The sequence below is a fragment of the Roseobacter sp. FCG-D35 genome (assembly GCF_033436665.1).
GTDB lineage: Bacteria > Pseudomonadota > Alphaproteobacteria > Rhodobacterales > Rhodobacteraceae > JAWQFO01.
The window spans coordinates 18,355-43,903 of sequence record NZ_JAWQFO010000005.1; the positions used below are offsets into that span (position 1 = coordinate 18,355).

The following is a 25,549-nucleotide window of genomic DNA, read 5'->3' on the forward strand; positions in this document are numbered from 1 at the left end:
ATCCTGCCGCCGGATCAGGTCGCGTCGTCGTAGAGCCGCAACACGCGCTGGACCGACGCGATCAGGATCTCGCGACCGGTCATCGGACCTGTCTGCGAACCGATCTGCGGAACGTACTGGCTCATCACCGGCCCCGGCACCTCGCGGTCGCCGATCCGCGCAAGCAGGTCGTCCACCGCCGTGGTCGCCGATGGTGTCGGCCAGTAGTATCGAATGCGGTCCGAGTAGCTGAAATGCCGCTGTAGCCAGGCCGTGTTCTCGTCGCCCGCGTAGTATTTCTGCCAGTTGCCCGGATCCGACTGCATGCAGCTTTCCATTGCCGTCATGAGACCGCCGCGCGGTGCGTGTCCGTCCATCACGTCGGCAATCGCGTCGAGCGCGTAGAGCGCTTCGCGCAGGGCGAAGGTCAGCCAGGGTCCGACCTTGAGGATGGCAAAGCCGTCGGCGACAAGCGCGTGCAGCCCCTCGGCGGTCTGGTAGTCTGTCGAATGTGCCTCGAAAACCAGTCCCGGGAAATCGTGCAGCGCAGCCGAGAGGCTTTCCGCCTTGCGGGCGTCGAAATGGATGACGTCGGTATGCCCGAACTCCACCCCCGGCTGGACCACCAGCGCGATCACGCGCGAAAAGGCGTCGTCGACACCGTGCGCTGCAAAGGCCTCTGCATGGACATCGCGGGTACGCCGGACGGCGTCGGGCGTCGTCAGTTCGAGCTCGTCGAGTCCGTGGGTGGCGCCCCCCGGCACCGGGACCTCGGTGCCGATGACATACACCGGTTTCTGCCCGGTGCCCGCGTCGGCAAAGGCGGCCTCGGCGACCGAGGCGAGGCGCGCGGCCCGCGCGGCGGTCTCGGCGTCGGCCAGCGCCGCCGGCTCACCGGCGCAGCCCATCGAGGTGTCGAGATGCAGCTTGGTGAACCCGGCCCGCACATAGGCGTCGATCATCGCCGCGGCCTTTTCCATCGCGTCCTCCGCCGGCAGGTGCTTCCACGGATTCGGGCCAAGGTGGTCGCCGCCGAGCACGATGCGGTCCATGCCGATCCCGACCTTGTCGGCGATCCCGGCCACGAAATCGCGGAAGCGTTCGGGTGTCATGCCGGTGTACCCGCCGTCCTGGTTGACCTGGTTGCAGGTCGCCTCGATCAGCACCGTCTTGCCCGTCTCGAGACCAAGCGAAAGTGCAGCCTCGATCACCAGCGGGTGCGCTGAGCACACCGAGGTGATCCCGAGATGCCGGCCTTCGTGGAACGCCTTGTGGATCGCGAGTAAGGGGTGCGTTGTCATCGGTCCGCCTCCTGTGCGCGGATGAAGTCTTCGAGCGTCGCGAGGTCGGCTGTGCCCTCCATCGGGCCGCGTCGCGTGACCGCGTGCGCGCCGCTCGCCGCGGCCGTCTGCAGGGCGGACTTCGGCGGCACTCCGCGTAGCCACAGCGCCGTGAAGGTGGCGCCGAAACAGTCGCCGGCGCCGGTCGGATCGACTTCCGTCACTTCGAAGGCCGGGATCGACAGGTCATGATGCGCGTCGTGGTAACCCGCGCCGTCGGCGCCGCGCTTGTGCACGATCGCGCGCACGCCCCGGTCGAGAAGTTCGCCAATTGCCGTGACGTCCGTCTGCGCCTCGGTCAGCAGGGTCAATTCGTCGCCGCTGGGCAGGTAGAGATCCGTCATCGACACGATGCGCGACATTGCCTCGGCCATGCCAGGCGCGGCGAGGATTTCCTTGCGCAGGTTCGGATCGAACGAGATCGTGCCGCCGTGGTCGCGCACCGCCTCGGCCGCCGCCATGTTGCGCGCGACGAATTCCGGGCTGGCCAGCGACGAACCCATTACGTGCAAGTGGTCCGCCGACGCCAGTACGGATCGGACGGCCGGGGTGTCGTGCAAGTGCCCGCAGGCGCTGTGCCGGATGTTGAACACGAAATCGCGCCCGCCGTCGCCGCGGTAGCGCACGAAGGCGCTGCCGGTGGGTCGGTGCGGATCCACGTGAACCCCCGAGACGTCCACGCCGTCGCGCGCAAGCCGATCGAGGTTGAGCCGGCCGAAATCGTCGTCGCCCACTGCGGACACGATCGCCACCGGCTGGCCGATCCGGGCCGCCTGCGCGGCGAAGATGGCCGGAGCGCCGGAGGGAAATGGGCCGGTGAGTGCCTGCGCCTCACGGAATCCGTGTCCCGGGGTATCGGCCATGATCTCGACCAGGATTTCGCCGATGACGACAATTTTCTTCATGTTCTTCGACCTGTGCGGGACTGCCTCTTGGGCGGTCAGGGTCGCGCCACGGCACCCATTATCCTGACTCATGGCGGCGACACGGCTTGACCGTCGCCCGGCAACACCTCTAATGTCAACATTAAAGTATCGCGCGTAAAGTTTCCGGTTCGAAGGCGAAAAAATCCGAGGGACGGCGCCGCGCGTCGCAGGGAAGGTTCGCATGGCGACAAGACGCATCAAGAACATGGAGGAGTTCGCAGAGGTCAGCGGGATCTCGCGGCCGACCTTGTCGAAGTTCTTCCATGACCCGGAGAGCGTGCGGAAAACTACGCGCGCCCGGATCGAAAGTGCGCTCGAAGACTACGACTACCGGCCCAATATCTTCGCCATCAACCAGAACCGGAAGCTGACCAAGACGATCGGCATCCTGGTTCCCTACCTTGCCGATCCCTTCTTTGCCGAGATCGTGCGCCTGATCGAGCGGCAGTGCATCGACGCGGGCTACTGGCCGATCGTGTTCAGTGCGCATGGTCAGACGGACCTCGAGAACAACGCGCTGGCGACATTGCAAAGTCTGCGCCCGGCCGGCGCCCTGATCGCGCCGCTTGGCCGCAGTTCGGACATCGAGAGCGTCCGGCGCTTCACCGATGAGGTGCCGACCGTCGTTTTCGACAGCAACGTCAAGGTTGGCAAGGCTTTCGTGGGCTCGAATAACTTCCAGAGTATCCCGATGATCGTCGACTACCTCTGCCGCAGCGGCGAGCCGCCCTGCTTTATCGAGATGCCCCCGGTGAACCCCAACGCAAACAAGCGCCGGGATGCCTACGTGCAGGCGATGGAGCAACTCGGCCACGACCCGATGGTCATCCAGGCCGCAGGCGGCGGCTGGGAGTTTGAGCGAATCGGTCTTGAAGGCGGCAAGCGCCTGATCGAGGAGCGTGCGCTGCCCTCGTCCACGCTGCTGTGCAGCAACGATCGCCTTGCGATCGGCGTGCTGGCCGCGGCCTACCAGAAGGGGCTGCGGGTCGGACACGGGCCGGGCTGCGCGCTGCGTGTCGCCGGCCACGACGATCACCCCTGGTCCCGGTTCACCTGCCCGCCGCTGACAACGGTTTCGCAGGATTTTACCTCGATCACGGAAAAAAGCGTGCGGATGCTCTTCGACATCATCGACGGCGGCGCCGATCCTGAGGGCCGGCCCGAGCATCTTTTTGACGGCAAGCTGATCCTCCGGGACTCCGCGTAACTTTTCTGCGGTGCAGAATAAAGTTTACGGGAGTAAAGTTTCTTGTTGACTTGTGGCGGCGGATGACGCTAGGTGAGGCTACATCCACAATGCCATAAGGGAGGAACCTTGGATGAGACTTAGAAGCGCATGCCTTGGCGTGACGGCACTCGTTTCGGTTGCAGCTACCGCTGCGGTCGCCGAGGAGATCACCATCGCGACGGTCAACAACGCCGACATGATCGTGATGCAGGAACTGGCCCCGCAATGGGAAGAAGAGACCGGCAACACCATCAACTGGGTCGTTCTCGAGGAAAACGTGCTGCGCCAGCGCACGACGCAGGACATCTCGACCAACGGCGGATCGTTCGACATCATGTTCATCGGCGCATACGAGACGCCGATCTGGGGCGCAAACGGGTGGCTGGAGCCGCTCAATGACTTCGCCGATGACGCCGACTACGACCTCGAAGACATCTTCCAGCTGGTGCGCAACGGCCTGTCGGCGGAAGGCAACCTCTACGCCGTGCCGCTCTATTCCGAAACGTCCTTCACCTATTACCGGACCGACGTGTTCGAGGAGAAGGGTATCGCGGTGCCGGACGGGCAGCCGACCTATGACGAGTTCAAGGAGATGGCGGCCGCGGCGCATGACCCGGACAACGGCATCTTTGGCACCTGCCAGCGCGGCAAGGCCGGCTGGGGCGAGAACATGGCTTTCGTTGGCACGATGGCGAACGCCTTCGGCGCGCGCTGGTTCGACATGGACTGGAACCCGCAGCTCGACTCGGAAGAGTGGAACAACGCGATCACCTACTACGTCGACCTGATGAACAACTACGGTCCTCCGGGTGCGTCGTCGAACGGCCACAACGAGAACCGGGCGCTGTTCAAGGACGGCAAGTGCGCGACCTGGGTCGACGCGACGTCGGCGGCCACCGACGTCAAGAACCCCGAGACCTCGAACGTCGCGGACGTGACCGACTTCTTCAAGGCACCGCAGCAGGCCACCGACAAGGGAACCGGCTGGTTCTGGTCCTGGGCGCTCGCCATCCCGGCAAGCTCGCAGAAGAAGGACGTCGCCAAGGACTTCCTGAAGTGGGCGACTTCGAAGGAGTACTTCGAATTGGTCGGCGAGACCAAGGGCTGGGTCGCGGTGCCGAGCGGCACGCGCCAGTCGGTCGAAGAAGATCAGCGCCGGCTCGAGGCGGCTCCGTTCGCGGAGACCATCGTGGACGCGATCCTGTCGGTCGACCCGGCCGACCCGACGGCAGAGCCCGTGCCCTACACCGGCGTCCAGTTCGTCGCGATCCCTGAGTTCCAGGGCATCGGCAACTACGTCGGCCAGCAGGTGGCGGCAGCTCTTGCCGGTCAGCAGACCGTCGAAGAAGCCCTGGCCAACAGCCAGCAGTTCGCTGTCCGCGAAATGACGAAAGCGGGTTACATCCAGTAACCTCCTCCCGGGGCCGGCCGGGGTGCGAACCCCGGCCCGCTTCGACAAGATCCGATCCGAAGAGCCGTCAGCGTTTCAGCAAGTGCCCGGTCCCGGGCGTTTCCTAAAAGGCTACTGCACGACACGTTTGGGAGGGCGAAGCGCATGTCGACCAAAGCTTCCAGATCAGCGGCACGTCTGATGATCTCGCCGGCCGTTGTCCTGCTTTTGATGTGGATGATCGTCCCGCTGGTGATGACGGTCTATTTCTCATTCCTGCGCTACAACCTGCTGTCGCCCGGCGCGACGCCCTGGGCCGGCTGGGAAAACTACTACTGGTTCGTCACCGACCCCAGCTTCCAGGATGCGATCTGGAACACGCTGCTGCTGGTCGGCGGGATCTTGTTGATCACGGTGATCGGCGGCATCGGTTTCGCGCTTCTGCTCGACAAGCCGATGTTCGGCACCGGTATCATCCGGATCATGGTGATCGCGCCCTTTTTCGTCATGCCGACGGTGTCGGCGCTGGTCTGGAAGAACATGTTCTTCAACCCGGTCAACGGCATCTTCGGCAACCTCGCCACCAGCCTCGGGTTCCAGCCGATCGACTTCTTCGCCGAGATACCGCTGCTCTCGATCATCTTCATCGTGTCTTGGATGTGGCTCCCGTTCGCGACGCTGATCCTGCTGACAGCGCTGCAGTCGCTTGATCAGGAACAGCTCGAGGCGGCCGAGATGGACGGCGCGAGCTGGGGCAGCCGGTTCATCTACATCATGCTGCCGCATCTGGCGCGCGCGATCACGGTCGTGATCCTGATCCAGACGATCTTCCTGCTGTCGGTCTTCGCCGAGATCCTCGTCACCACCAACGGCGGACCGGGTACGGCGACCACGAACCTGACCTACCTGATCTACGTCTCGTCGCTGCTGCAGTTCGACGTCGGGATGGGCAGCGCCGGTGGCGTCATCGCCATCATCCTCGCCAACATCGTTGCGATCTTCCTGATGCGGATGATCGGCAAGAACCTCGACGCATAGGGAGGCGAGATCATGGCACGTGCAGTCTCCAACCGGCAAAAGGGCATCAATACGGCGGTCGCCGGAACGCTCGGCTTCCTGATGTTCTTCCCGATCCTGTGGATCCTGATCCTGTCGTTCAAGACCGAGGAGGACGCGATCCGCGCCCCTCTGCAGGTGCTCTTCGACAGCGGCTGGACGATGGACAGCTTCGCCGCGGTGCAGGCCCGGTCCGACTACTTCAAGCACTTCATGAACTCGGTCATCATATCGGTCGGTTCGACCTTCCTGGGACTTCTGATCGCGGTTCCGGCGGCCTGGTCGATGGCCTTCGTCCCGTCCAAGAATACCAAGAACGTGCTGATGTGGATGCTGTCGACCAAGATGCTGCCGCCCGTCGGTGTGCTGGTGCCGATCTACCTGATCTTCCGCGACGCCGGACTTCTCGACAGCCGCTTCGGCCTGACCATCGTGCTGACGCTGATGAACCTGCCGATCATCGTCTGGATGCTCTACACCTATTTCAAGGAAATCCCCGGCGAGATCCTCGAGGCCGCGCGGATGGACGGTGCGTCGCTGCGTGAAGAGGTGATCCACGTGCTGACGCCGATGGCGATCCCCGGCATGGCCTCGACGGTGCTGCTCAACATCATCCTGGCCTGGAACGAGGCATTCTGGACGCTGAACCTGACCGCGGCCAACGCCGCCCCGCTGACGGCGTTCATTGCGAGCTATTCCAGCCCCGAGGGCCTGTTCTACGCCAAATTGTCGGCCGCCTCCATCATGGCAATCGCGCCGATCCTGATCATGGGCTGGTTCAGCCAGAAACAACTCGTCCGCGGCCTGACCTTCGGCGCGGTGAAATAAGGGGGATGTCGCATGGGTAGCATCACGCTCAACCAGGTCACCAAGAGCTTCGGCGAGGTCAACGTTATCCCGCCGCTCGACCTCGAGATCAACGATGGCGAGTTCGTCGTCTTCGTTGGCCCCTCGGGTTGCGGCAAGTCCACGCTGCTGCGACTCATCGCCGGGCTCGAGGATGTGACCTCGGGTGACATCAGGATCGACGGGGCCGACGCCACCGACCTGCCGCCGGCCAAGCGCGGCCTCGCCATGGTGTTCCAGTCCTACGCGCTTTACCCGCACATGTCGGTGCGCAAGAACATCGCCTTTCCGATGAAGATGGCCGGTGTCGACAAGGCCGAGCAGGAACGGCGCATCAACGACGCGGCCCGTGTCCTGAACTTGACCGACTATCTCGAGCGGAGACCCGGACAACTCTCGGGCGGTCAGCGCCAGCGTGTCGCCATTGGCCGCGCCATCGTCCGCGAACCGGCGGCCTTCCTCTTTGACGAACCGCTGTCCAACCTCGATGCCGCGCTGCGTGTCGGCATGCGACTCGAGATTTCGGAGCTGCACAAGCGGCTCGAGACGACGATGATCTACGTCACCCACGATCAGGTCGAGGCGATGACCATGGCCGACAAGATCGTCGTTCTCCGCGCCGGCAACATCGAGCAGGTGGGCAGCCCGCTCGAGCTTTACCGCGCTCCGCGCAACCTCTTCGTGGCGGGTTTCATCGGTTCGCCGAAGATGAATTTCATCGAAGGCGAAGAGGCCAAGAAGCACGGCGCGCATACCATCGGGATCCGGCCCGAACATATCGACGTCGGCACCGAAGGCCCGTGGAAGGGCGTCGTCGGCGTGGCCGAGCATCTCGGCTCGGACACCTTCTTCCATATCCACCAGACTGGCCTGGCCGATCCGCTGACCGTGCGCGCCAGCGGCGAGGTCAGCTTCAACCACGGCGACGAGATTCACCTTACGCCGCGGGCCGACATGATCCACAAGTTCGACGCGCAGGGACTTCGCATCGCATGAAAAGACTGGACGGAAAATCCGCGCTGATCACGGGCGCGGCACGCGGCATCGGCAAGGGATTCGCCGAAGCCTACGTGCGCGAAGGGGCGACCGTCGCCATCGGCGACATCAACCTGGACGCCGCCAAGGCCGCCGCGTCCGAGATCGGCAAGGGGGCCTACGCCGTACATCTCGACGTGACGCGGCAGGACAGCATCGACGCCGCCATCGGCGCGGTCGTCGAACAGGCCGGAAAGCTCGACATCCTGATCAACAATGCCGCGCTTTTCGATGCTGCCGAGACCGTCGACATCACCCGCGAAAGCTATGACAGGCTCTACTCGGTCAACGTGGCGGGCACGCTTTTTACCATGCAGGCGGCCGCGCGGCAGATGATCGCGCAAGGCCACGGCGGCAAGATCATCAACATGGCGAGCCAGGCCGGACGGCGCGGCGAAAGCCTCGTGCTGGTCTACTGCTCGACCAAGGCCGCGGTGATCTCGATGACGCAATCGGCCGGGCTGAACCTGATCCGGCACGGCATCAACGTGAACGCCATCGCGCCCGGCGTCGTGGACGGTGATCACTGGGCGCATGTCGATTCGATGTTCGCGAAGCTCGAAGGCAAGGCGCCGGGCCAGAAGAAGCGCGAGGTCGAGGCGGGGGTGCCGGCGGGGCGCTTTGCGACCCCGGACGACCTGACCGGCATGGCCATTTTCCTCGCATCGTCCGAGTCCGACTACATCCTGAGCCAGACCTACAATGTCGACGGCGGTCAGTGGATGAGCTGACCAAAGCGGGTGTCGCTGATCGGCAGGCGCCAGAAACAGCCAGGTGAGGTGAGACCATGACACCGCTATCAAACGCGACGCTCTCGAAGCTGCCGGGCGATGTGACGGTCCCGAACTACGATCGGTCCGCTCTCACACCGGGGATCGTGCATATCGGCCTGGGCAATTTTCACCGAGCCCACCAGGCCTGGTACCTGCACCGGCTGATGCAGCAGGGCGATGCGCTGGACTGGGCGATCATCGGGGCCGGCGTTCGCCCGTACGACGCCGCGCAACGCGAACGGCTGGCGGGTCAGGACTTTCTCACCACGCTGATCGAGCTCGACCCCGCAGGCACGTCGGCCGAGGTGGTGGGTTCGATGATCGGCTACGTTCCCATCGAGGAGGGCCACGGCGCGCTGATTGCGCAGATGCGCGATCCGGCGATCCGCATCGTGTCGATGACCGTGACCGAGGGCGGTTACTACCTCGACCCGGCGACCAAGCGGTTCGACGCGCGCCACCCCGACATTGAGTACGATGTCGCCAACCCGGATTATCCGCGCAGCGCCTTCGGCGCCATCGTCGCGGCCCTTCGCGCAAGGCGCGCGGATGGGACGCCGCCCTTCACCTGCCAAAGCTGCGACAACCTTCCCGGCAACGGACGGATCATGCGCGAGGTGGTGGTGTCGCTGGCGCGCCTCATTGATGAGGGTCTGGCCGACTGGATCGACAGCGAAGGGGCCTTTCCGAATGCGATGGTGGACTGCATCGTGCCGGCCACCGGACCGAAAGAGCTCGAACTGGTGCGCAGCTTCGGCATCGACGACGCGGCTCCGGTCACGCACGAGAATTTCCGGCAATGGGTGATCGAGGACGGTTTCTGCGCCGGGCGTCCGCCGTGGGAAAAGGTGGGGGCCACGATCTCGGAGCATGTTCACGAATACGAGGCGATGAAGCTGCGGATTCTGAACGGCGGTCACCAGGTCATCGCGGCGCCGGCCGACATTCTCGGGCTGAAAACCATTCATGCGACGATGGACCATCCGCTGATCAAGGGACTTTTCCGCAAGGTCGCGCTGGACGAGATGGCGCCGCACGTGGATCCGGTGCCGGGCATGACACCGCAGGCCTATGTCGACCTGATCGACCGGCGCTTTTCCAATCCGAAAATCGCCGACACCGTGCGGCGCGTGGCCTTCGACGGATCGTCGCGTCACACCGGGGCGGTGCTGCCGGCGGTCCGGGACGCGGTGGCGAGCGGGACGCCGCTCAATGGTCTGGCACTGTCACAAGCGCTCTGGGCGCGCATGTGCGAAGGCACGCGCGAGGACGGCTCGACCATCGAACCGAACGATCCCGACTGGGACGCTCTGCAAGCCGCCGCGCGGGCGGCGCGCGACAATCCGCAAGCCTGGCTCGAACAACGCCACTTTTACGGTGCGCTTGCCGACGACGACCGCTTTGCCGCGGCTTTCGCGCGCTGGCTCGGCAGGATCTGGTCGGGCGGCACCGAGGCTGCCTTGCGGGACTACGTCGAGGGCTGAGCATGCGTGGCGTCGTCTTTTCCGCCCGCGAGACGGTTGCGTTGAAAGATCTTCCCGATCCCGAACCCGGTCCCGGCGAGGTGCTGATCGAGGTGCGTGCCAGCGGCATCTGCCACACCGATTTCGAGGTTCTGCGCGGCAACTACGGCGCGTCGGATTTTCCGCTCGTGCCGGGCCATGAATACGCGGGTCTTGTGCGCGCCGTCGGTGACGGGGTAGCGGACGTGACACCCGGAATGCGCGTGGTCGTCGATCCCAACGTCGAATGCGGCACCTGCCCGGCCTGCGCGCGCGGCTGGGCGCATCTGTGCGACACGCTGGGCGCCTACGGGGTCGACCGCGACGGCGGTTTCGCGCACCTGAGTGTCGTCCGGGCCTCCGCCCTGCACCCCATCGGCGACATGGCTTTCGACGTCGCTGCACTGGCCGAACCGATGGGCTGCGTGCTGAACGGGTTGGGCGCGGTCCGCGCCGAACACAGACAATCGGCCTTGATTTTCGGAGCCGGGCCGATCGGCCTGCTGCTGGCCGTCGGGCTGAGGGGTAAAGGCGTTGAGAACGTGACGCTTGTCGATATCGACGAAGCCCGTCTCACTTTTGCCGCGGGCTTCGGATTTAGGCCCGTAGTGCCCGGCAGCGCCGAACTGACCGCGTTGGAGCGTGGCGTCGACCTTGTTGTCGACGCGACCGGGGTTCCCGCCGTTGCGCAGGGTTTGACCGCCTACATCGCCAACGGCGGGGCGGGGCTGTTTTTCGGGGTCTGTCCCTCCGATGCGCGTATCGAGGTCTCGCCCTTCGAACTCTTCCGCCGCCAGATCACGCTGGCCGGATCGCACTCCCTGAACCACAACATCCCCGAGGCGCTGGACGTGCTGCGCGCATTCGGACCGGGGCTGGAGAAACTGGTATCGCACCGGCTTGCGCTCGACGAGGTGGCGGCGATCCTTGCCGACAAACCGCCGCACGGCAGCCTGAAGGTGCAGGCCGTCTTCGATTGATCCTGCGGCATCGGCGCCTTTGACGTCAGACCTCATTGCACCGATATTGCCCGCAAGCGCGATCTCGGGGGCATGAATGGCAGAGATTTTCCGACACGACCTGAAGGTGCTGTTCCAGCATTGCGATCCGGCGGGCATCGTCTTTTACCCGCGCTATTTCGAGATGGTGAACCAGACCGTCGAGGAATGGCACGCGCAGAGTCTCGGCTATTCCTTCGCGCAGATGCACGAGGCGGGCGAGTTCCGGGGCGTCCCGACTGTCACGATCACCGCCGACTTCCCGGCCCCGAGCCGGATCGGCGACATGCTGACATGGTCGCTTTATCTCACCAAGCTGGGCCGCACGTCGGCGCATCTGAACGTCACGGCACGGCACGGCGACGAACCGCGCGTGGTCGCGCGCCCGGTGCTGGTCTGCATCGACACCCGGACCGGTCGCCCGAATGCTTGGGACGAAACGGTGCGGGATCGCATGGCGCGCTTCGTGCACGACGTGCCGCCCGCCTAATTTCATACATAAACATTTTATGCTTGAAACAAGTGCCTTGTCCGGTAGGCTGGCCGCACCCTGAATCGGTGCGAGGGCGCAGACGATGAAGATAGCCTGTCTCGGCGGCGGTCCCGCCGGCCTCTACTTTGCCATCTCGATGAAGCTGCGCGATCCGGCGCACGAGGTTACGGTGTTCGAGCGCAACAGGGCCGACGACACTTTCGGCTGGGGTGTCGTTCTGTCCGACGAGACGCTGGAAAACCTCGCCGCCAACGACGCCGAGAGTGCAGCGATGATCCGCGAGCATTTTGCCTACTGGGACGATATCGCCGTCATCCATGACGGACACCGCACGGTGTCGACCGGGCATGGCTTCTGCGGGATCGGGCGGAAAAAGCTGCTGCTGCTGCTGCAAGACCGCGCGCGTGCGCTGGGCGTCGACCTGCGTTTCGAGGCCGAGGTCGCCAAGGCGTCCGAGCTTGCCGCAGAATATGATCTGGTCGTCGCCTCGGACGGGCTGAACTCGCGCACCCGTAACGAGTTTTCCGAGGCCTTCAAGCCCGATGTTGATATCCGCAAGTGCCCGTTCACCTGGCTCGGCACCCGGCAGAAGTTCGATGACGCGTTCACCTTCATCTTCGAACGCACCGAGCATGGCTGGGTCTGGGCGCATGCCTACCAGTTCGACCCCGATACGGCGACTTTCATCGTCGAGTGCAGCCAGGAGACCTTCGACCGCTGGGGCTTTGATGCGATGTCGAAGGAAGAGAGCATCGCGACCTGCGAGAAGATCTTCGAGAAACATCTCGACGGTCATGCGCTGATGTCGAACGCCAACCACGTGCGCGGCTCGGCCTGGATCCGGTTCCCGCGCGTGCTCTGCGAGCACTGGCACCACGAGAACATCGTGCTGATGGGCGATGCGGCGGCAACGGCGCATTTCTCGATCGGATCGGGCACCAAGCTGGCGCTGGAATCCGCGATCGCGCTGGCCGACTACCTGACCGCCGAGGACAGCATGGAGGCGGCGTTCCGCAAGTACGAGGACGAGCGCCGCGTCGAAGTGCTCAAGCTGCAGTCGGCGGCGCGGAACTCGCTGGAATGGTTCGAGGAGGTCGAACGCTATCTCGATCTCGACCCCGTGCAGTTCAACTATTCGCTGCTGACCCGGTCGCAGCGGATCAGCCACGAGAACCTGCGCACCCGGGATCCCGACTGGCTGCGCTCGGCCGAGGCCTGGTTCCGCGCGCAGGCCGGCGCCGGCGACAACGAGGCGGTGCGCGCGCCGATGTTCACGCCCTACCGTCTGCGCGACATGGAACTGAAGAACCGCGTCGTGGTGTCGCCGATGGCGCAGTACAAGGCCGAGGACGGAAACCCGACCGACTGGCACCTGGTGCATTACGGTGAGCGCGCCAAGGGCGGGGCCGGGCTGGTCTACACCGAGATGACCTGCGTCAGCCCCGAGGGACGGATCACGCCGGGCTGTCCGGGGATCTACACCGATGTGCAGGAAGCCGCCTGGAAACGCATCGTCGATTTCGTGCATGCCGAGACCGACGCGAAGATCTGCCTGCAGCTGGGCCATTCCGGCGCCAAGGGGTCGACCCAGCTCGGCTGGGAGGAAATGGACGCGCCGCTCGACGCGGACAACTGGCCGCTGATGGCCGCCTCGGCGGTGCCATGGTCCAAGCGCAACGCCGCACCGAAAGAGATGACGCGCGCCGACATGGACGCGGTGAAGGCGCAGTTCGTCGCGGCGACCGAACGTGGCGCACGCGCGGGTTTCGACATGCTCGAGCTTCACGCGGCGCATGGTTACCTGATCTCGTCCTTCATCACACCGATGCAGAACCGGCGCGCGGACGATTATGGCGGGTCGCTGGAGAACCGTCTGCGCTATCCGCTCGAGGTCTTCGACGCGATGCGCGCGGTCTGGCCAGAGGACCGGCCGATGTCGGTGCGCATCTCGGCCAACGACTGGGTCGGCGATCTTGGCGTGACCCCGCAGGAGGCGGTCGAGATCGCGCGCGCCTTCCACGCGCATGGCGTCGACATCTGTGACGTCTCGGCGGGCCAGACCTCGACCGAGGCGAAACCGGTCTACGGCCGCATGTTCCAGACGCCGTTTTCCGACCGCATCCGCAACGAGGCGCGGATGCCGACGATGGCGGTGGGCAACATCTTCGAAGCCGATCACGTCAACTCGATCCTGATGGCGGGGCGCGCGGACCTCGTCTGCCTCGCGCGGCCGCACCTGGCCGATCCCTACTGGATGCTGCATGCCGCCACGGCGCTGGGCGACCGCGCCGAGGACTGGCCGCTGCCCTACCAGCCCGGCCGTGACCAGGCGTGGCGTCTTGCGGATCGCGACGCGCAGGCCGAGGCAGAGAAGGTCTGATGTCGCTCGACGGGCAGCGCGCGCTGGTCACCGGCGGCGGCACCGGCGTCGGGGCCGAGATCGCACGGACACTGGCCGGCGCGGGCGCAGAGGTCTGGATTGCCGGCCGCCGCGCCGGGCCGCTCGAAGAGGTGGCGGCGGAGACTGACGGCATCCGCCCGCTGACCGGCGACGTGACCGATCCGGCGTCCTGCGCTGCGATGATCGCCGAGGCCCGCCCGCAGCTTGTCATCGCCAACGCCGGGAACTCGGTCTCGAAACCGTTTCACCGCATGGACGCCGGCGACCTTCAGGACATGCTGGCGGTCAATCTTTTCGGAGTGTTCAACGTGTTCTCCGCGGCCCTGGGCCCGATGCGCGCCGCCGGGACCGGCCGCCTGATCTCCATCGCCTCGACGGCGGGGCTGAAGGGGTACGCCTATGTCTCGGGTTACGCGGCTGCCAAGCATGCGGTCATCGGCCTGACCCGTTCGCTGGCGCTGGAACTGGCGGGAACGGGGATCACGGTGAACGCGGTCTGTCCCGGGTTTACCGAGACCCCGATGCTGGAGGACTCGCTGCGCAACATCATGGACAAGACCGGGCGCAGCCGCGAAGAGGCGAAAAAGGCTCTGACCGCGACCAACCCGCAGGACCGTTTCGTGCAACCGTGCGAGGTGGCCGATGCGGTGCTCTGGCTGGCCGGGGTGAATGCCGGCGCGGTCACCGGGCAGGCGATCAGCGTCTCGGGCGGAGAGGTGATGTGATGGATCAGGACGTCGCCGTTTCCGACCTCAGCAAGGACCGTCTGCGCGCCTGGCTGCGCATCCTGAAGGTCACGCGCATGATCGAGGCCGAGCTGCGCGAGCGGATGCGCACGAGCTGGGACATGACCCTGCCGCGCTTCGACGTGATGGCTGCCCTCAGCCGCGTCTCCGAAGGCATGAAGATGAGCGACCTGTCCGGCGTGCTGCGGGTGTCGAACGGAAATGTGACCGGGATCGTCGACCGGCTGGTCACCGACGGGCTGGTCGAACGCCGCGCGGTCGAGGGAGACCGCCGCGCCAACCGCGTCGTGCTGACCCCAGAGGGCCGGGTCCTTTTCGACGAGATGGCGGCGGTGCACGAACGCTGGGTGGACGAATTGCTGTCGCCCATCGGCGCACAGGGGCTCGAAACCCTGCGCACGCGGCTCGGCCGCATCATTGACAGGCTCGAGGAGACGAACGGATGAGCGATCCCAAGCATTTCAGGCTGACGCCCGAGGGCAGCGTCGCGGTTGTCAGCCTCGACCGGCCGGACCGCAAGAACCCGTTGACCTTCGACAGCTACGCCGAGCTGCGCGACTGGTTCCGGGGCCTCGTCTACGACGACGAGATCACCGCGGTCGTCTTCGCCTCGAACGGCGGCAACTTCTCTTCCGGCGGCGACGTGCACGACATCATCGGACCGCTGGTCGCGATGGAGATGAAGGACCTGCTGCGCTTCACACGGATGACCGGAGATCTGGTCAAGGCGATGATCGGCTGCGGCAAGCCGGTGATCGCCGCCGTCGACGGCATCTGCGTCGGCGCGGGTGCCATCATCGCGATGGCCTCGGACCTGCGGATCGGCACGCCGGAGGCCAGGACCGCATTCCTTTTCACCCGCGTCGGGCTGGCTGGATGCGACATGGGCGCTTGCGCCATGCTGCCACGTATCATCGGGCAGGGTCGCGCGGCGGAGCTGCTCTATACCGGCCGGTCGATGAGCGCCGAGGAGGGCGAGAAATGGGGGTTCTTCAACCGGCTCGTCGCGCCAGAAGTGCTGCGCTCCGAGGCGGTGGCGCTGGCGCAGAAGATCTCCGAAGGTCCGAACTTCGCGCATATGATGACCAAAACCATGCTGAATCAGGAATGGTCGATGTCGCTCGAACAGGCGATCGAATCCGAGGCCCAGGCGCAGGCGATCTGCATGCAGACCGGTGACTTCCGCCGCGCCTACGAGGCTTTCGTGGCGAAGGAAAAGCCGGTCTTCGAGGGCAACTGAGCGATGCCGGACCGCAGCTTTCTCGACTGGCCGTTCTTCGAGCCGCGACACCGCGAACTGGGCGCGGCGCTGGACGACTGGTGCGCGACCGAGCTTGGCGCGATCGACCACGGCGACACCGATGCCGCCTGCCGGTCGCTGGTCGCGCGACTGGGCGAGGACGGCTGGCTCACGCACTCCGCCGTCGACCCGGACGCGCCGGGCAGCCTCGACGTGCGCAGCCTGTGCCTGATCCGCGAAACGCTGGCGCGGCACGACGGGCTTGCCGATTTCGCTTTTGCGATGCAGGGGCTGGGGACCGGCGCTTTGACCCTGTTCGGCACGCCCGAGCAACGCGACTGGTTGCGCAGAACCCGCGCGGGCCAGGCGATTTCCGCCTTCGCTCTGACCGAACCGCAGTCCGGGTCGGACGTCGCAAACAGCGCGATGACGGCGGACCGCGACGGCAACGGATACGTCCTGAACGGCGAGAAGACCTGGATTTCGAACGGCGGCATCGCGGATGTCTACACCGTCTTCGCGCGCACCGGCGAGGCGCCCGGGGCCAAGGGGCTGTCGGCCTTCGTGGTGCCGGCGGACACGCCGGGTCTTGAAGTGGCCGAACGGCTCGAGGTCGTGGCGCCGCATCCCTTGGCGCGGCTGCGTTTCGACGACGTGCGACTGGATGCCGATGCGATGATCGGCCAGCCCGGCGACGGGTTCCGCATCGCCATGTCGGTGCTCGACGTGTTCCGTTCGACCGTGGCCGCAGCGGCGCTGGGCTTCGCCCGGCGCGCGCTTGACGTGTCGCTGGACCGGGTGGCCGAGCGTCAGTTGTTCGGTGCGCCGCTGTCGGACCTGCAGATGGTGCAGGGGCATCTTGCCGACATGGCGCTCGATGTCGATGCCAGCGCTTTGCTGATCTATCGTGCGGCCTGGACCAAGGATTCCGGCGCGCCCCGGGTCAGCCGAGAGGCGGCGATGGCCAAGCTTTTCTCGACCGACCAGGCGCAGCGGGTGATCGACAAGGCGGTGCAGTTGCACGGCGGAGACGGGGTCCGGGTCGGCGGCGTGCCCGAGCAGCTGTACCGCGATATCCGGGCTTTGCGCATCTACGAGGGTGCGTCGGACGTGCAGAAGATCGTCATCGCCCGCGCCACGATGGCCGCGCACGGCTGAGACGGGTCAGGGGCGGAACCACTCGGGAATGCCGAAGGTCGTCCGCGTCGCCATCTCGCCGGTGAGCGCGTGCATGAAATCCACGAGATGCGCGATCTCTTCCTCGCTGAGCGCTTGCGGTGCGAGGTCCCGCGCCAGGGACTGCCGGTCCATCTCGAGCCGGTCCTGCAGGATCACGAAGTCGCCCCCCGCAAGCCACGCAACCGGGGTCAGTTTCGCCATGTCTGGGGTCCAGCTTGCGAGGCTAGCCTCCGCGTCGAGGTGGTGCCGGATGATACCGTCGAGTGTCGCGAACGCGCCGTTATGGCCATAAGGCGCGGTGAGTGCCACGTTGCGCAGCATCGGCGTGCGGAAGCGGTAGGCATCCTCGATCCGGTCGGTTTCGGCCATGCGGCCGACGTCGCGGGCATAGGGATCGAACCGCCGCGTGCGACCCGGCCCGAACGGCGGCAGGCCGAGCGCGTGAAACTTCTGGTCCGACAGCAGCGGACCGGAATGGCATGTGGCGCAGGCGGCCTTTCCGTAGAAGAGGTCCATCCCGGCGCGCTGACCGGGCGAAAGCGCGCCCCCATCCCCTGCGAGAAATCGGTCGAACGGGCTGTCCGTGCTGCGCCATTCCAGCGCCATGAAGGCCGCGAGCGCATTGCCGATCTCGACGATGCTGACATCGATGGGCGCATCGACCGTGTCGAACGCCTCGACGAAGGCCGGACCATAGCGCGGATCGGTGCGCACGCGCTTGGCGAGGATCGGCCAGCCCCGGTCGATCCGATCCTGCACTGCGCCGATGATCTCGTTCTCGCCGGTGTTCCCGGCCATCTCGAATTGCGCGGTCAGCGGAAACAGCGCCTGTGCCGCCAGCACCGAGTTCAGTCCCTGCGGCAGGTATTCCTCGGCCGGAGAGTTGAACCCGTTGCCGTAGAGGTCCGAACGGCTCAGCCGCCCGTCGTGGAACATCACGTCGATCTCGCGCGCGCCGAGGTTCCACAGACCGGGCGAGTTGCGCGGCACGCGCTTGCGGATGCGGCTGTCTCCGTCGCCGGGAGTCCGGTCGGGGCCGAGGCCAACGCCGCCTTCGCCGATCCCCAGCGACAGGCCGTCGGAGGTGCCGAAATCTGGGTGGTGGCAGTGCGCACAGGCGGTGTTGCGGTTCCCCGACAGGATCGTGTCGTAAAACAGTTGATGCCCGATGGCCGCCTGTTTCATATCGAAGGGAAGGAAATCGGCGTCGGTCAGCGGAGGTGGCAAGTCCTGCGCGCTCGCCGCCGCGCCGGACAACAGGAAGGCTGCCAGATGCGCCAGCTTGCGTATTGTCTTTGTCTTTGCTTCGCCACTTCGGCCTGGGCCGAGATCGAGGCCGCGCGCGACCTGATGGAGGCCGGCGACTTCGAACAGGCGCGCGAAGAGCTTCTGCCGGCGGTGCGGTCGGGCAACGCCGACGCCGAAGAGCTGATCGGTGTCATGTACGCGATGGGGCTTGGGGTCGAGCAGGATCACGAGCGGGCCTTCGAGTGGTACCTGCGATCCTCGATGAAGGGTCATCCGGGCGCGCAATCCGGTGTCGGCTGGTACTACGAACTGGGCCTCGGGATGCCGGAACCGGACCTTGTCCGCGCCTACCTGTGGTACGCGCTCAGCACGATCGGCGGGGATCCCGACGCCGCGATCAGCCTCGAAGACGTTGTCCGGAAGATGAGTGCGGACGAGATCGACCGGGCCAAGGTGCTGGTCGACGACTACCGCCCCTGGATGTACCCGTTCCGCTGAGCCGGGCCCCGGGTAGGACGCGCGCGGCGCATGCCGCGCGCGCTGGTGTTGCAAGTCAGACAAGCCTATTGCGTGTCCGCCGCGCGGGCCGCGTCGATGGCGGCTTCGGCCTCGGACACCGAGGCGGTCAGCGCGTCGAACGCTTCCTGTCCGCCGTCCACGTTCGACTTGAACCATTCATAGACCGGGTCCGCGGCTTCCTTGAACGCCGCCTTTTCCTCGGGGCTCGGCACGTATATGTCACCGCCGCCGGCGACGAAGTCCTCGTAGGCCTGGATCGACTTGCGCTTGGGCGAGGCGAAGGTGGCCTGCTGAAGCTGGTAGAACCCGTCCGAGACCACGGTGCGCAGTTCCGGCGACATCGCCATGAATTTCTCGTTGTTCATGAACCACATCGCGCCCATGTAGCTGTGCCCGTCGAGCGTCAGGTACTTCAGACCGGCATCCGGGAACTTCATGTTCATGATGTCGGTGATGCCGTTGGCCGTGCCCTCGACGACCTTGGTCTGCAGCGAAGTGAAAAGCTCGGGCCACGGGATCGGCGTTGGCGAGGCGCCCAGAGCCTTGACCAGCTCTTGTGGCAGGTCGGCGACGACTGTCCGCAGTTTGAGCCCTTCGAGATCCGAAGGTTGCTTCACCTGGCGCTCGGTATTGGCGAAGTTGCGCCAGCCGCCGGTGTTGCCCACCGTCATCAGCCGCATCGCGCCACCCGAATCCTCCATGACCTTCTGTTGCAGCAGGTCGACGAACGCACTGTCGTTGGCCAGCACCGCCTCGGCCACTCGGTCGTCCGACATCAGGTAGGGCAGGTCGAGAACCTGCACGTAAGGGAAGATGTTGGCCGCACCGGACGAGGTCGCGATGTAGATGTCGATGGTGCCGTCGGCCACGCCCTGCATGCATTCCTCGGGCTGCGAGCAGAGTTGCGTGCCAATGAAGAGTTCCACGGCGATGGCGCCGTTCGAGGCGTTCTCGACGTAGTTCTTGAAGACGATAAGGCCGTCGTAATCCTCGTCGTCCTCGTTCGAATTCGCCGTCGCACGCAGCGTGTATTCCTGCGCCACCGCCGCAAGCGGTGTGACCGCAAGCAGGGCCGCGACGGCGGACGATTTCAGGACAGTCTTCAGCATGGTGGGTTTCCTCCCGTTTTAAGTCGTTGTCAGTTGGCGAAGCCCGCAAGGCGCGGGATGGTCATGGAAATGGCCGGAACGTAGGTGATCAGGAAGATCACGGCTACTTCCACGGCGAGAAACGGCAGGATCGCACGGGCAATGGTCTCGATCCGCTCATGCGCGACCGCCGAGGCCACGAACAGCACCAGCCCCATAGGCGGCGTGGCAAGGCCCACGGTCAGGTTCACGCTCATGATGATCGCGAAGTGGATCGGGTCGACCCCGAGATCGGTGAAGATCGGGCCGAGGATCGGGGCCAGGATGATGATCGCGGGGCCCGCGTCGAGGAACATGCCGACGACGAAGAGCAGCAGATTGATCAGGAACAGCAGGATCAGCGGGTTTTCCGACAGCGTGAGAATTAGCCCCGCCAGTGTTTCGGGCGCGTGCGAAAGGCTGACGACGGTCTTGAAGGCCATCGCCGCGCCGACAAGCAGCAGCACGACCGCCGAGGTAATCCCCGCTCCGGTGAAGATCCGCGGCAGGTCGCGCAGCTTCAGGCTGCGCAGGATCGCGAAGCTGACGAGCAGCGCGTAAGCCACCGCCATCGCGGCGGCCTCGGTCGGGGTGAAGACACCGCCGAGGATGCCGCCCAGGATCAGCACCGGGGTCTGCAGCGGCACCATCGCGCGCTTGCAGACGACGCGAAACTCCGGGCTGACCTTGCGGCGCAGGCCGAGAAAGAAGAGATGCGCCGCAACCAGGCAGGCCAGCAGCGCGCCCCAGAATGCCGCCGCACCCGCGTCCTCGCCCAGCGGCAGGAAAGCGTAGATCAGCAGCGCGAGGTTGAGCCGGACCAGTGCGAAGGACACCCACCATTCCACGCGGCCCATCTCGGTTCCGCGCAGAACGACGCGGTGCGCGGCCGGCAGGTCGTAATGATTGGCGGTCACGCGCACCATCAGCATCAGGCCGGTGCCGACCAGCACACCCGGCACGATCCCCGCGAGAAACAGAGCGGCGACGCTCTCGCCCATGACGTAGGCGTAGATGATCATGATGCCCGACGGGGGGATGATCGGCCCGATCACGGAACTCGCTGCCGTGATCGCGGCGGCGTAGCGGCGCGTGTAGCCCTCGCGCTCCATCGCAGGGACCAGCATCGAGCCGAGCGCGGAGGTATCCGCGACGGCGGACCCCGAGAGCCCCGCGAACAGGATCGAGCTGAGGATGTTGACCTGCGCCAGCCCGCCGCGCAGATGGCCCATCAGCGCCTGGCTGAACTCGACGAGGCGTTCGGTGATGCCGCCCCGGTTCATCAGCTCGCCCGCGAGCATGAAGAACGGGATCGCCATCAGCGGAAAGCTGTCCATGCCGTTGTAGACGTTGCGGTAGAGCAGGGTCAGGTCCTTTTCCTGCCCGTTCAGCCACAAAAGCGCGCCGGGTGCGGCGAGCAGCGCGAAGAACACCGGCAGGCCGATCAGCAGGAAGACGAGGAAGACGGGCAGGAACCAGACCAGCATCTATTCCACCCCCGGCTGGGCTGCCGCCTCGGGGATTTCGGGCAGCCGGTCGCCGCCGCCGAGAAGCGTGATCAGGCTGCGCAGGATCAGCTCGATATTGACCATCAGCAGCAGCAGCACGCCCACAAAAAGCGAGGCCATCATCCAGCTGCGCGGCACCCGCAACCAGCTTTCGAAATCCAGCGACATCGGCAGGTAGAGCGAGGCGGTGGCGAAGCGGCCGCCGAAGCCAGTGATCTCTTCCCAGCCCAGCTGTACCCCGACGATCAGCACGATCAGGCTGAGGCTCAGGAGCATCAGGTTGAGGATCTGCCCCGCCGCGCGTGGCAGGAAGCGGCCGAGCATCTCGATCGCCACGAACCCGCCACGCCGGAAGGCGGTCGGGGCCATCAGGCCGGTCATCCAGAGCATGCAGAACCGCGCCGCCTCGTCCGGCCAGGGCAGGGCGTTGTTGAGCACGTAGCGAAAGAAGATCTGGATCAGGATCGCGAGGACCATCAGCGCCACGGCAAGCGCGCCCACCGCGCGTCCGATGCGCAGCAGGGTCTCGTTGACGAACCCGATCGGTGCGAGCACCGACAACAATCCGCCCATGCGGATCCTCCCAGTTCCCGCGGCCTCTCCGGAACGCCCGCGGTCTTTCCGCGCCTAAGGCTGCGCGACCTGCCCGAACTTCCCGGCAAAAAACGTCAGCGCGTCTCCCTGGCCCATGCCGACCCGCAGCACCTTGCCGACGACAATGACATGATCGCCCGCTTCATGCACCGAATAGCGTTCGCACTCGAACCGCGCGAGACAGTCGGCCAGCAGCGGCGCCCCGCCAAACCCGTTTCCGTGTTCGATCCTGCGCAGCGCCTGCGCGTCCCGCGCGCAGGCCTGGCAAAGATCGCCCTGCTCGGCCGACAGCACGTGGACGGCGAAATGGCCAGCACGGTCGAAATGCGGAAAGCGGCGCGACCCCCGGTCGACCGCCCACATCACCAGCGGCGGGTCGAGCGAGAGCGACGAGAAACTGTTCGCTGTGATGCAGACGGGACCATCGGCGCCGTCGCAGGTCACGATCGTGACGCCGGTGGCGAAACGACCGTAGGCGTCGCGCAGCAGTCGGGTGTCGGCCTCGCCGGGCGCGAACATCCGCGCCATGTCCGTGGAATGGGCGTTCATCATGGCACCTCTTGTCCAAGCGCCGCCTCGTAAAGCTGATACCACTCTTCACGGTCCAGCTTGACCTCTGCAGCCTTCGAAATCTGTGCGATCCGGTCGAGATTGTTGGTCCCCATCACCGGCAGGATGCCTGCGGGATGGGCCAGCAGGAAGGCGACGGCCACGGCGGCGCGATCGACACCGCGTTCTTCTGCGATCCGGTCGGCAACCTCCCCGAGGGGGGTCTTTTCTGTCATCAGGCGACCGCCGCCCAGAGGCGACCAGGCCATGATGCGATGGCCGTGGCGCTGGTGAAAGGCGAGATCGCCATTCGTGAAGGGCGCGATCTCGCCCAGCGAAATCTCGATCTGGTTGGTCACCAGCGGCGTCTTCATCGCCGATTGCAGAAGCTCCCAGTCCCAGGGGCGGAAGTTCGACACGCCGATGGCGCCTACCTTGCCGGCGGACACGACCTCGTCCAGGGCCGCGCCCGTCTCGTGATGGTCCAACAGCGGGTCGGGTCGGTGGATCAGCAGCAGGTCGATATGCTCGATCCCCATGTCAGAAAGCGAAGCGTCGACGGACGCAAGGATATGGGCGCGCGACGTGTCGTAGTGCTTGACCCGTGCGCTGGCGTGGCGGCCGGCCGGCGCGACGATGTCGCACTTGGTCACGATCTCCATTTGGCCGCGCAGGGACGGGTTGGCGCGCAGCGCGCCACCCAGCACCGCCTCGGCGGTGTAGCCGCCGTAGATGTCGGCCTGATCGAAGGTGGTGATGCCCTGATCGAGACAGCTCTGGATCTTGGCCTCGACATGGGCCGGCGATGTGTCCGCATCGTCGGCGATGCGCCACATGCCGTAAACGATCCGGCTCATCTGCAGCGTGTCGGAAATCTTCACCCGTTCCATCAGCGGCGCTCCCCGGTTCCAAGCGGTGTCGCCGGCGTTCCGTCCGGCACCCGTCCGTAGGCGTGCGGCAGCGAGCAGGTGTCGAGATGTGGCATGACGCGCTGGCCAAAGTGCTTCGCCTCGTCGATATGCGGATAGCCCGAGAATATGAAGGCGCGCATGCCCATCTTGCGGTACTCCTCGATCTTCGACATGACCTGGTCGGTCGAGCCCACAAGCGCCGCGCCGCAGCCCGAACGCGCCCGTCCGACCCCGGTCCAGAGACCGGGTTCGACATAGCCGAACTGGTCCGCCAGTTCCCGCGCCCGGGCCTGGTGCGACACGCCGAGCGAGGTCGAATCGAGCGCCCGGTCCCGGATCAGCCGGCCCAGCTCGTCATCGAGCTTCGAGGCGATGTGATCGGCGTATTCGCGCGCCTCGGCCTCGGTGTCGCGCACGATCATGTGGACCCGCAGCCCGTAGTCCAGCGTACGCCCCTTGGCCTCGGCCACTGCGTTGACCGCCTTCATCCGCTCGGCCAGCTGGTCCTTGGTCTCGGGCCACATCAGGTAGACGTCGCAATGTTCGCCGCAAAGCTCCAGCGCCGCGGGGGAATAGCCGCCGAAGTAAAGCAGCGGACCGCCGGTCTGGTAAGGTTTCGCCGGGTCCGTCGAGACATTCTCGAACTGGTAGACCTCGCCCTCGTAGTTGATCTCGTCCTGGGTCCAGGCCTGCTTCAGGATCTCGACCACCTCGCGCGACCGTTGGTATCGGAAGGTGCTGTCGGCCTTCTCTCCGGGAAAGTCCGACGAGATGATGTTGACCGTCAGCCGGCCTTCCAGCATGTGATCGAGCGTCGCGATAGTGCGCGCCAGCATGATCGGCTGCATCTCGCCGCAGCGCACGGCGGCCAGTATATTGATCTTTTCCGTGATCGGCGCGCAGCCCGCGACGAAGCTGAGCGTGTCCTGCCCGACCTGGTAGGAGGAGGGGCACAGGATGTTGCGAAAGCCCTGCCGCTCGGCCTCCTTCACGATCTCCGAGCAATGCGCCCAGCTTGACCGCAGATCGCCTTCCGGCACGCCGAGAAACCGGTAATCGTCCGAGCAGAGCGCGGAGAACCAAGACACCTCCACCGCGTCGAGGTCCTTGGAGGTGATCGGCACGACACTCATTCAGAAAAGGCTCCGGTGCGAGGTTGCTTTTGTCCTTGCGTAGCAACCGCCTTGATGTAGATCAATAGTGTATCAATTTTTTTGGCCGAGAAGCGTGGCCCGTGCGTCAGCCGACCCGAAATCCCAATGCCCTGCCGGTTTACGTGCAGCTCGCGGAGCTGCTGATCCGCGACGTGGCCGCGGGCCGCATCCTCGACGGCGAACGCCTGCCGCCCGAGCGCGAGATGGCCGCCGATCTCGACGTGTCGGTGGGCACGCTGCGCAAGGCGCTGGCCGAGCTGGAAAAGAAGGGCATGCTCGAGCGTGTGCAGGGCTCGGGCAACTACGTCCGGGACGCGGGCAACGACGGCAGCGTCTACGCGATGTTCCGGCTCGAACTGCCCGAGGGGGGCGGGCTGCCGCGGGCCGACGTGCTCGAGGTCGACCTGTTGCCGAAACCGGTGGACCTGCCGCGCTTCGGCTCTGCCCAGCGGGGCTCACGCGTGAGGCGTCTGCGCTATCTCAATGACACGATGATTGCCGTCGAGGAAATCTGGCTCGACGAATCGGCGGGCCGTATCGAGGCCGCAACGCTGTCGGATTCGCTCTATCGCTATTACCAGAAGCAGCTCGGATTCTGGATCACCCGCGCCGAGGACAGGGTGTGTGTCGGCGCGCTGCCGGCGTGGACGCCGGCGCATTTCCCGAAGCCGGGCGGCGCGACCGTCGGCTATATCGAACGGTTCAGCTGGTCGGACCGGCCGGAACCGGTGGAATTCTCGCGCACGTGGTTCGACCCGGACCGGGCGATCTACGTGCAGCGCCTCAAGTAAGACTGGAAAGGACGGC

25 protein-coding genes are annotated in these 25,549 nt (G+C 65.5%); 16 read left to right on the top strand and 9 right to left on the bottom strand.

Going from position 1 to position 25,549, the window contains the following annotated elements; all coding sequences use genetic code 11:
* Window positions 1-14: 14 nt before the first annotated feature.
* Both R5H30_RS12845 and R5H30_RS12850 read right to left on the bottom strand, forming a co-directional pair.
* The gene (locus tag R5H30_RS12845) at window positions 15-1,280 is read right to left on the bottom strand and encodes a D-tagatose-bisphosphate aldolase, class II, non-catalytic subunit (protein WP_318328810.1); all 1,266 of its coding nucleotides are present in this window, start codon (window positions 1,278-1,280) and stop codon (window positions 15-17) included.
* A complete protein-coding gene (locus tag R5H30_RS12850) occupies window positions 1,277-2,224 on the bottom strand; it encodes a tagatose kinase (protein ID WP_318328811.1) in 948 nt (315 codons plus the stop codon). Before R5H30_RS12850 ends, R5H30_RS12845 begins: the two co-directional genes overlap by 4 nt.
* Window positions 2,225-2,426: 202 nt before the next feature.
* On the opposite strand from R5H30_RS12850, the gene R5H30_RS12855 reads away from it, so the two are divergent.
* From R5H30_RS12855 to R5H30_RS12920, 14 genes are all read left to right on the top strand, one after another.
* Window positions 2,427-3,452, top strand: coding sequence for a LacI family DNA-binding transcriptional regulator (locus tag R5H30_RS12855; RefSeq protein WP_318328812.1), 1,026 nt, complete (start codon window positions 2,427-2,429; stop codon window positions 3,450-3,452).
* Window positions 3,453-3,564: 112 nt separating this feature from the next.
* Window positions 3,565-4,884: an ABC transporter substrate-binding protein gene (locus R5H30_RS12860; protein ID WP_318328813.1), complete on the top strand. Its 1,320-nt coding sequence runs from the start codon at window positions 3,565-3,567 to the stop codon at window positions 4,882-4,884.
* A gap of 144 nt (window positions 4,885-5,028) precedes the next feature.
* Window positions 5,029-5,901, top strand: coding sequence for a carbohydrate ABC transporter permease (locus tag R5H30_RS12865; RefSeq protein WP_318328814.1), 873 nt, complete (start codon window positions 5,029-5,031; stop codon window positions 5,899-5,901).
* A gap of 12 nt (window positions 5,902-5,913) precedes the next feature.
* Window positions 5,914-6,747: a carbohydrate ABC transporter permease gene (locus R5H30_RS12870; RefSeq protein WP_318328815.1), complete on the top strand. Its 834-nt coding sequence runs from the start codon at window positions 5,914-5,916 to the stop codon at window positions 6,745-6,747.
* 12 nt (window positions 6,748-6,759) lie between these two features.
* Entirely contained in the window at window positions 6,760-7,761 is a 1,002-nt protein-coding gene (locus R5H30_RS12875; protein WP_318328816.1) for an ABC transporter ATP-binding protein, read from the top strand.
* Entirely contained in the window at window positions 7,758-8,531 is a 774-nt protein-coding gene (locus R5H30_RS12880; RefSeq protein ID WP_318328817.1) for an L-iditol 2-dehydrogenase, read from the top strand. The genes R5H30_RS12875 and R5H30_RS12880 overlap by 4 nt, the downstream gene beginning before the upstream one ends.
* Before the next feature lie 56 nt (window positions 8,532-8,587).
* On the top strand, window positions 8,588-10,057 hold the full coding sequence (locus R5H30_RS12885; protein ID WP_318328818.1) for a mannitol dehydrogenase family protein: 1,470 nt from the start codon (window positions 8,588-8,590) through the stop codon (window positions 10,055-10,057).
* A gap of 2 nt (window positions 10,058-10,059) precedes the next feature.
* Window positions 10,060-11,055, top strand: a complete 996-nt coding sequence (locus R5H30_RS12890; RefSeq protein ID WP_318328819.1) for an alcohol dehydrogenase catalytic domain-containing protein — start codon at window positions 10,060-10,062, stop codon at window positions 11,053-11,055.
* A 76-nt stretch (window positions 11,056-11,131) separates the two neighbouring features.
* A complete protein-coding gene (locus tag R5H30_RS12895; protein WP_318328820.1) occupies window positions 11,132-11,563 on the top strand; it encodes an acyl-CoA thioesterase in 432 nt (143 codons plus the stop codon).
* An 85-nt stretch (window positions 11,564-11,648) separates the two neighbouring features.
* Complete coding sequence (locus R5H30_RS12900) at window positions 11,649-13,946, top strand: bifunctional salicylyl-CoA 5-hydroxylase/oxidoreductase (protein WP_318328821.1); 2,298 nt, start codon at window positions 11,649-11,651, stop codon at window positions 13,944-13,946.
* Entirely contained in the window at window positions 13,946-14,692 is a 747-nt protein-coding gene (locus tag R5H30_RS12905) for an SDR family NAD(P)-dependent oxidoreductase (RefSeq protein WP_318328822.1), read from the top strand. Before R5H30_RS12900 ends, R5H30_RS12905 begins: the two co-directional genes overlap by 1 nt.
* Window positions 14,692-15,159, top strand: a complete 468-nt coding sequence (locus R5H30_RS12910; protein WP_318328823.1) for a MarR family winged helix-turn-helix transcriptional regulator — start codon at window positions 14,692-14,694, stop codon at window positions 15,157-15,159. Before R5H30_RS12905 ends, R5H30_RS12910 begins: the two co-directional genes overlap by 1 nt.
* Window positions 15,156-15,953 (top strand): enoyl-CoA hydratase family protein, encoded by a 798-nt coding sequence (locus R5H30_RS12915; RefSeq protein WP_318328824.1) that lies wholly within the window; start codon window positions 15,156-15,158, stop codon window positions 15,951-15,953. Before R5H30_RS12910 ends, R5H30_RS12915 begins: the two co-directional genes overlap by 4 nt.
* 3 nt (window positions 15,954-15,956) lie before the next feature.
* Complete coding sequence (locus R5H30_RS12920) at window positions 15,957-17,111, top strand: acyl-CoA dehydrogenase family protein (protein ID WP_318328825.1); 1,155 nt, start codon at window positions 15,957-15,959, stop codon at window positions 17,109-17,111.
* A 6-nt stretch (window positions 17,112-17,117) separates the two neighbouring features.
* On the opposite strand, the gene R5H30_RS12925 is transcribed toward R5H30_RS12920, so the two are convergent.
* The gene (locus R5H30_RS12925) at window positions 17,118-18,317 is read right to left on the bottom strand and encodes a cytochrome-c peroxidase (protein ID WP_318328827.1); all 1,200 of its coding nucleotides are present in this window, start codon (window positions 18,315-18,317) and stop codon (window positions 17,118-17,120) included.
* An 87-nt stretch (window positions 18,318-18,404) separates the two neighbouring features.
* Between R5H30_RS12925 and R5H30_RS12930 the strand changes: the two genes are divergently transcribed.
* On the top strand, window positions 18,405-18,878 hold the full coding sequence (locus R5H30_RS12930; protein WP_318328828.1) for a tetratricopeptide repeat protein: 474 nt from the start codon (window positions 18,405-18,407) through the stop codon (window positions 18,876-18,878).
* A 65-nt stretch (window positions 18,879-18,943) separates the two neighbouring features.
* Here R5H30_RS12930 and R5H30_RS12935 read toward each other — a convergent pair whose 3' ends face one another.
* Genes R5H30_RS12935 through R5H30_RS12960 form a run of 6 tightly spaced genes read right to left on the bottom strand, consistent with a single transcriptional unit; the run spans window position 18,944 to window position 24,721 of the window.
* Window positions 18,944-20,008 carry a TRAP transporter substrate-binding protein gene (locus R5H30_RS12935; protein ID WP_318328829.1) on the bottom strand — a complete coding sequence of 355 codons (1,065 nt, stop codon included), beginning with the start codon at window positions 20,006-20,008 and terminating at the stop codon, window positions 18,944-18,946.
* Between the two features lie 29 nt (window positions 20,009-20,037).
* On the bottom strand, window positions 20,038-21,513 hold the full coding sequence (locus tag R5H30_RS12940; RefSeq protein ID WP_318328830.1) for a TRAP transporter large permease: 1,476 nt from the start codon (window positions 21,511-21,513) through the stop codon (window positions 20,038-20,040).
* Entirely contained in the window at window positions 21,514-22,107 is a 594-nt protein-coding gene (locus tag R5H30_RS12945; protein WP_318328831.1) for a TRAP transporter small permease, read from the bottom strand. It lies immediately after the preceding gene.
* A gap of 54 nt (window positions 22,108-22,161) precedes the next feature.
* The gene (locus R5H30_RS12950) at window positions 22,162-22,677 is read right to left on the bottom strand and encodes a flavin reductase family protein (RefSeq protein ID WP_318328832.1); all 516 of its coding nucleotides are present in this window, start codon (window positions 22,675-22,677) and stop codon (window positions 22,162-22,164) included.
* Window positions 22,677-23,567, bottom strand: a complete 891-nt coding sequence (locus tag R5H30_RS12955; RefSeq protein ID WP_318328833.1) for an aldo/keto reductase — start codon at window positions 23,565-23,567, stop codon at window positions 22,677-22,679. Before R5H30_RS12955 ends, R5H30_RS12950 begins: the two co-directional genes overlap by 1 nt.
* Window positions 23,567-24,721 (bottom strand): LLM class flavin-dependent oxidoreductase, encoded by a 1,155-nt coding sequence (locus tag R5H30_RS12960; RefSeq protein WP_318328834.1) that lies wholly within the window; start codon window positions 24,719-24,721, stop codon window positions 23,567-23,569. The genes R5H30_RS12955 and R5H30_RS12960 overlap by 1 nt, the downstream gene beginning before the upstream one ends.
* Before the next feature lie 101 nt (window positions 24,722-24,822).
* Between R5H30_RS12960 and R5H30_RS12965 the strand changes: the two genes are divergently transcribed.
* A complete protein-coding gene (locus tag R5H30_RS12965) occupies window positions 24,823-25,533 on the top strand; it encodes a GntR family transcriptional regulator (RefSeq protein ID WP_318328835.1) in 711 nt (236 codons plus the stop codon).
* The last annotated feature ends 16 nt before the right edge of the window (window positions 25,534-25,549 follow it).

Excerpts from the sequence above, each read along its gene's own strand:
- R5H30_RS12845 (WP_318328810.1), bottom strand. The coding sequence starts at position 1,280 with ATGACAACGCACCCCTTACTCGCGATCCACAAGGCGTTCCACGAAGGC.
- R5H30_RS12850 (WP_318328811.1), bottom strand. The coding sequence starts at position 2,224 with ATGAAGAAAATTGTCGTCATCGGCGAAATCCTGGTCGAGATCATGGCC.
- R5H30_RS12855 (WP_318328812.1), top strand. The coding sequence starts at position 2,427 with ATGGCGACAAGACGCATCAAGAACATGGAGGAGTTCGCAGAGGTCAGC.
- R5H30_RS12860 (WP_318328813.1), top strand. The coding sequence starts at position 3,565 with ATGAGACTTAGAAGCGCATGCCTTGGCGTGACGGCACTCGTTTCGGTT.
- R5H30_RS12865 (WP_318328814.1), top strand. The coding sequence starts at position 5,029 with ATGTCGACCAAAGCTTCCAGATCAGCGGCACGTCTGATGATCTCGCCG.
- R5H30_RS12870 (WP_318328815.1), top strand. The coding sequence starts at position 5,914 with ATGGCACGTGCAGTCTCCAACCGGCAAAAGGGCATCAATACGGCGGTC.
- R5H30_RS12875 (WP_318328816.1), top strand. The coding sequence starts at position 6,760 with ATGGGTAGCATCACGCTCAACCAGGTCACCAAGAGCTTCGGCGAGGTC.
- R5H30_RS12880 (WP_318328817.1), top strand. The coding sequence starts at position 7,758 with ATGAAAAGACTGGACGGAAAATCCGCGCTGATCACGGGCGCGGCACGC.
- R5H30_RS12885 (WP_318328818.1), top strand. The coding sequence starts at position 8,588 with ATGACACCGCTATCAAACGCGACGCTCTCGAAGCTGCCGGGCGATGTG.
- R5H30_RS12890 (WP_318328819.1), top strand. The coding sequence starts at position 10,060 with ATGCGTGGCGTCGTCTTTTCCGCCCGCGAGACGGTTGCGTTGAAAGAT.
- R5H30_RS12895 (WP_318328820.1), top strand. The coding sequence starts at position 11,132 with ATGGCAGAGATTTTCCGACACGACCTGAAGGTGCTGTTCCAGCATTGC.
- R5H30_RS12900 (WP_318328821.1), top strand. The coding sequence starts at position 11,649 with ATGAAGATAGCCTGTCTCGGCGGCGGTCCCGCCGGCCTCTACTTTGCC.
- R5H30_RS12905 (WP_318328822.1), top strand. The coding sequence starts at position 13,946 with ATGTCGCTCGACGGGCAGCGCGCGCTGGTCACCGGCGGCGGCACCGGC.
- R5H30_RS12910 (WP_318328823.1), top strand. The coding sequence starts at position 14,692 with ATGGATCAGGACGTCGCCGTTTCCGACCTCAGCAAGGACCGTCTGCGC.
- R5H30_RS12915 (WP_318328824.1), top strand. The coding sequence starts at position 15,156 with ATGAGCGATCCCAAGCATTTCAGGCTGACGCCCGAGGGCAGCGTCGCG.
- R5H30_RS12920 (WP_318328825.1), top strand. The coding sequence starts at position 15,957 with ATGCCGGACCGCAGCTTTCTCGACTGGCCGTTCTTCGAGCCGCGACAC.
- R5H30_RS12925 (WP_318328827.1), bottom strand. The coding sequence starts at position 18,317 with ATGAAACAGGCGGCCATCGGGCATCAACTGTTTTACGACACGATCCTG.
- R5H30_RS12930 (WP_318328828.1), top strand. The coding sequence starts at position 18,405 with ATGCGCCAGCTTGCGTATTGTCTTTGTCTTTGCTTCGCCACTTCGGCC.
- R5H30_RS12935 (WP_318328829.1), bottom strand. The coding sequence starts at position 20,008 with ATGCTGAAGACTGTCCTGAAATCGTCCGCCGTCGCGGCCCTGCTTGCG.
- R5H30_RS12940 (WP_318328830.1), bottom strand. The coding sequence starts at position 21,513 with ATGCTGGTCTGGTTCCTGCCCGTCTTCCTCGTCTTCCTGCTGATCGGC.
- R5H30_RS12945 (WP_318328831.1), bottom strand. The coding sequence starts at position 22,107 with ATGGGCGGATTGTTGTCGGTGCTCGCACCGATCGGGTTCGTCAACGAG.
- R5H30_RS12950 (WP_318328832.1), bottom strand. The coding sequence starts at position 22,677 with ATGAACGCCCATTCCACGGACATGGCGCGGATGTTCGCGCCCGGCGAG.
- R5H30_RS12955 (WP_318328833.1), bottom strand. The coding sequence starts at position 23,567 with ATGGAACGGGTGAAGATTTCCGACACGCTGCAGATGAGCCGGATCGTT.
- R5H30_RS12960 (WP_318328834.1), bottom strand. The coding sequence starts at position 24,721 with ATGAGTGTCGTGCCGATCACCTCCAAGGACCTCGACGCGGTGGAGGTG.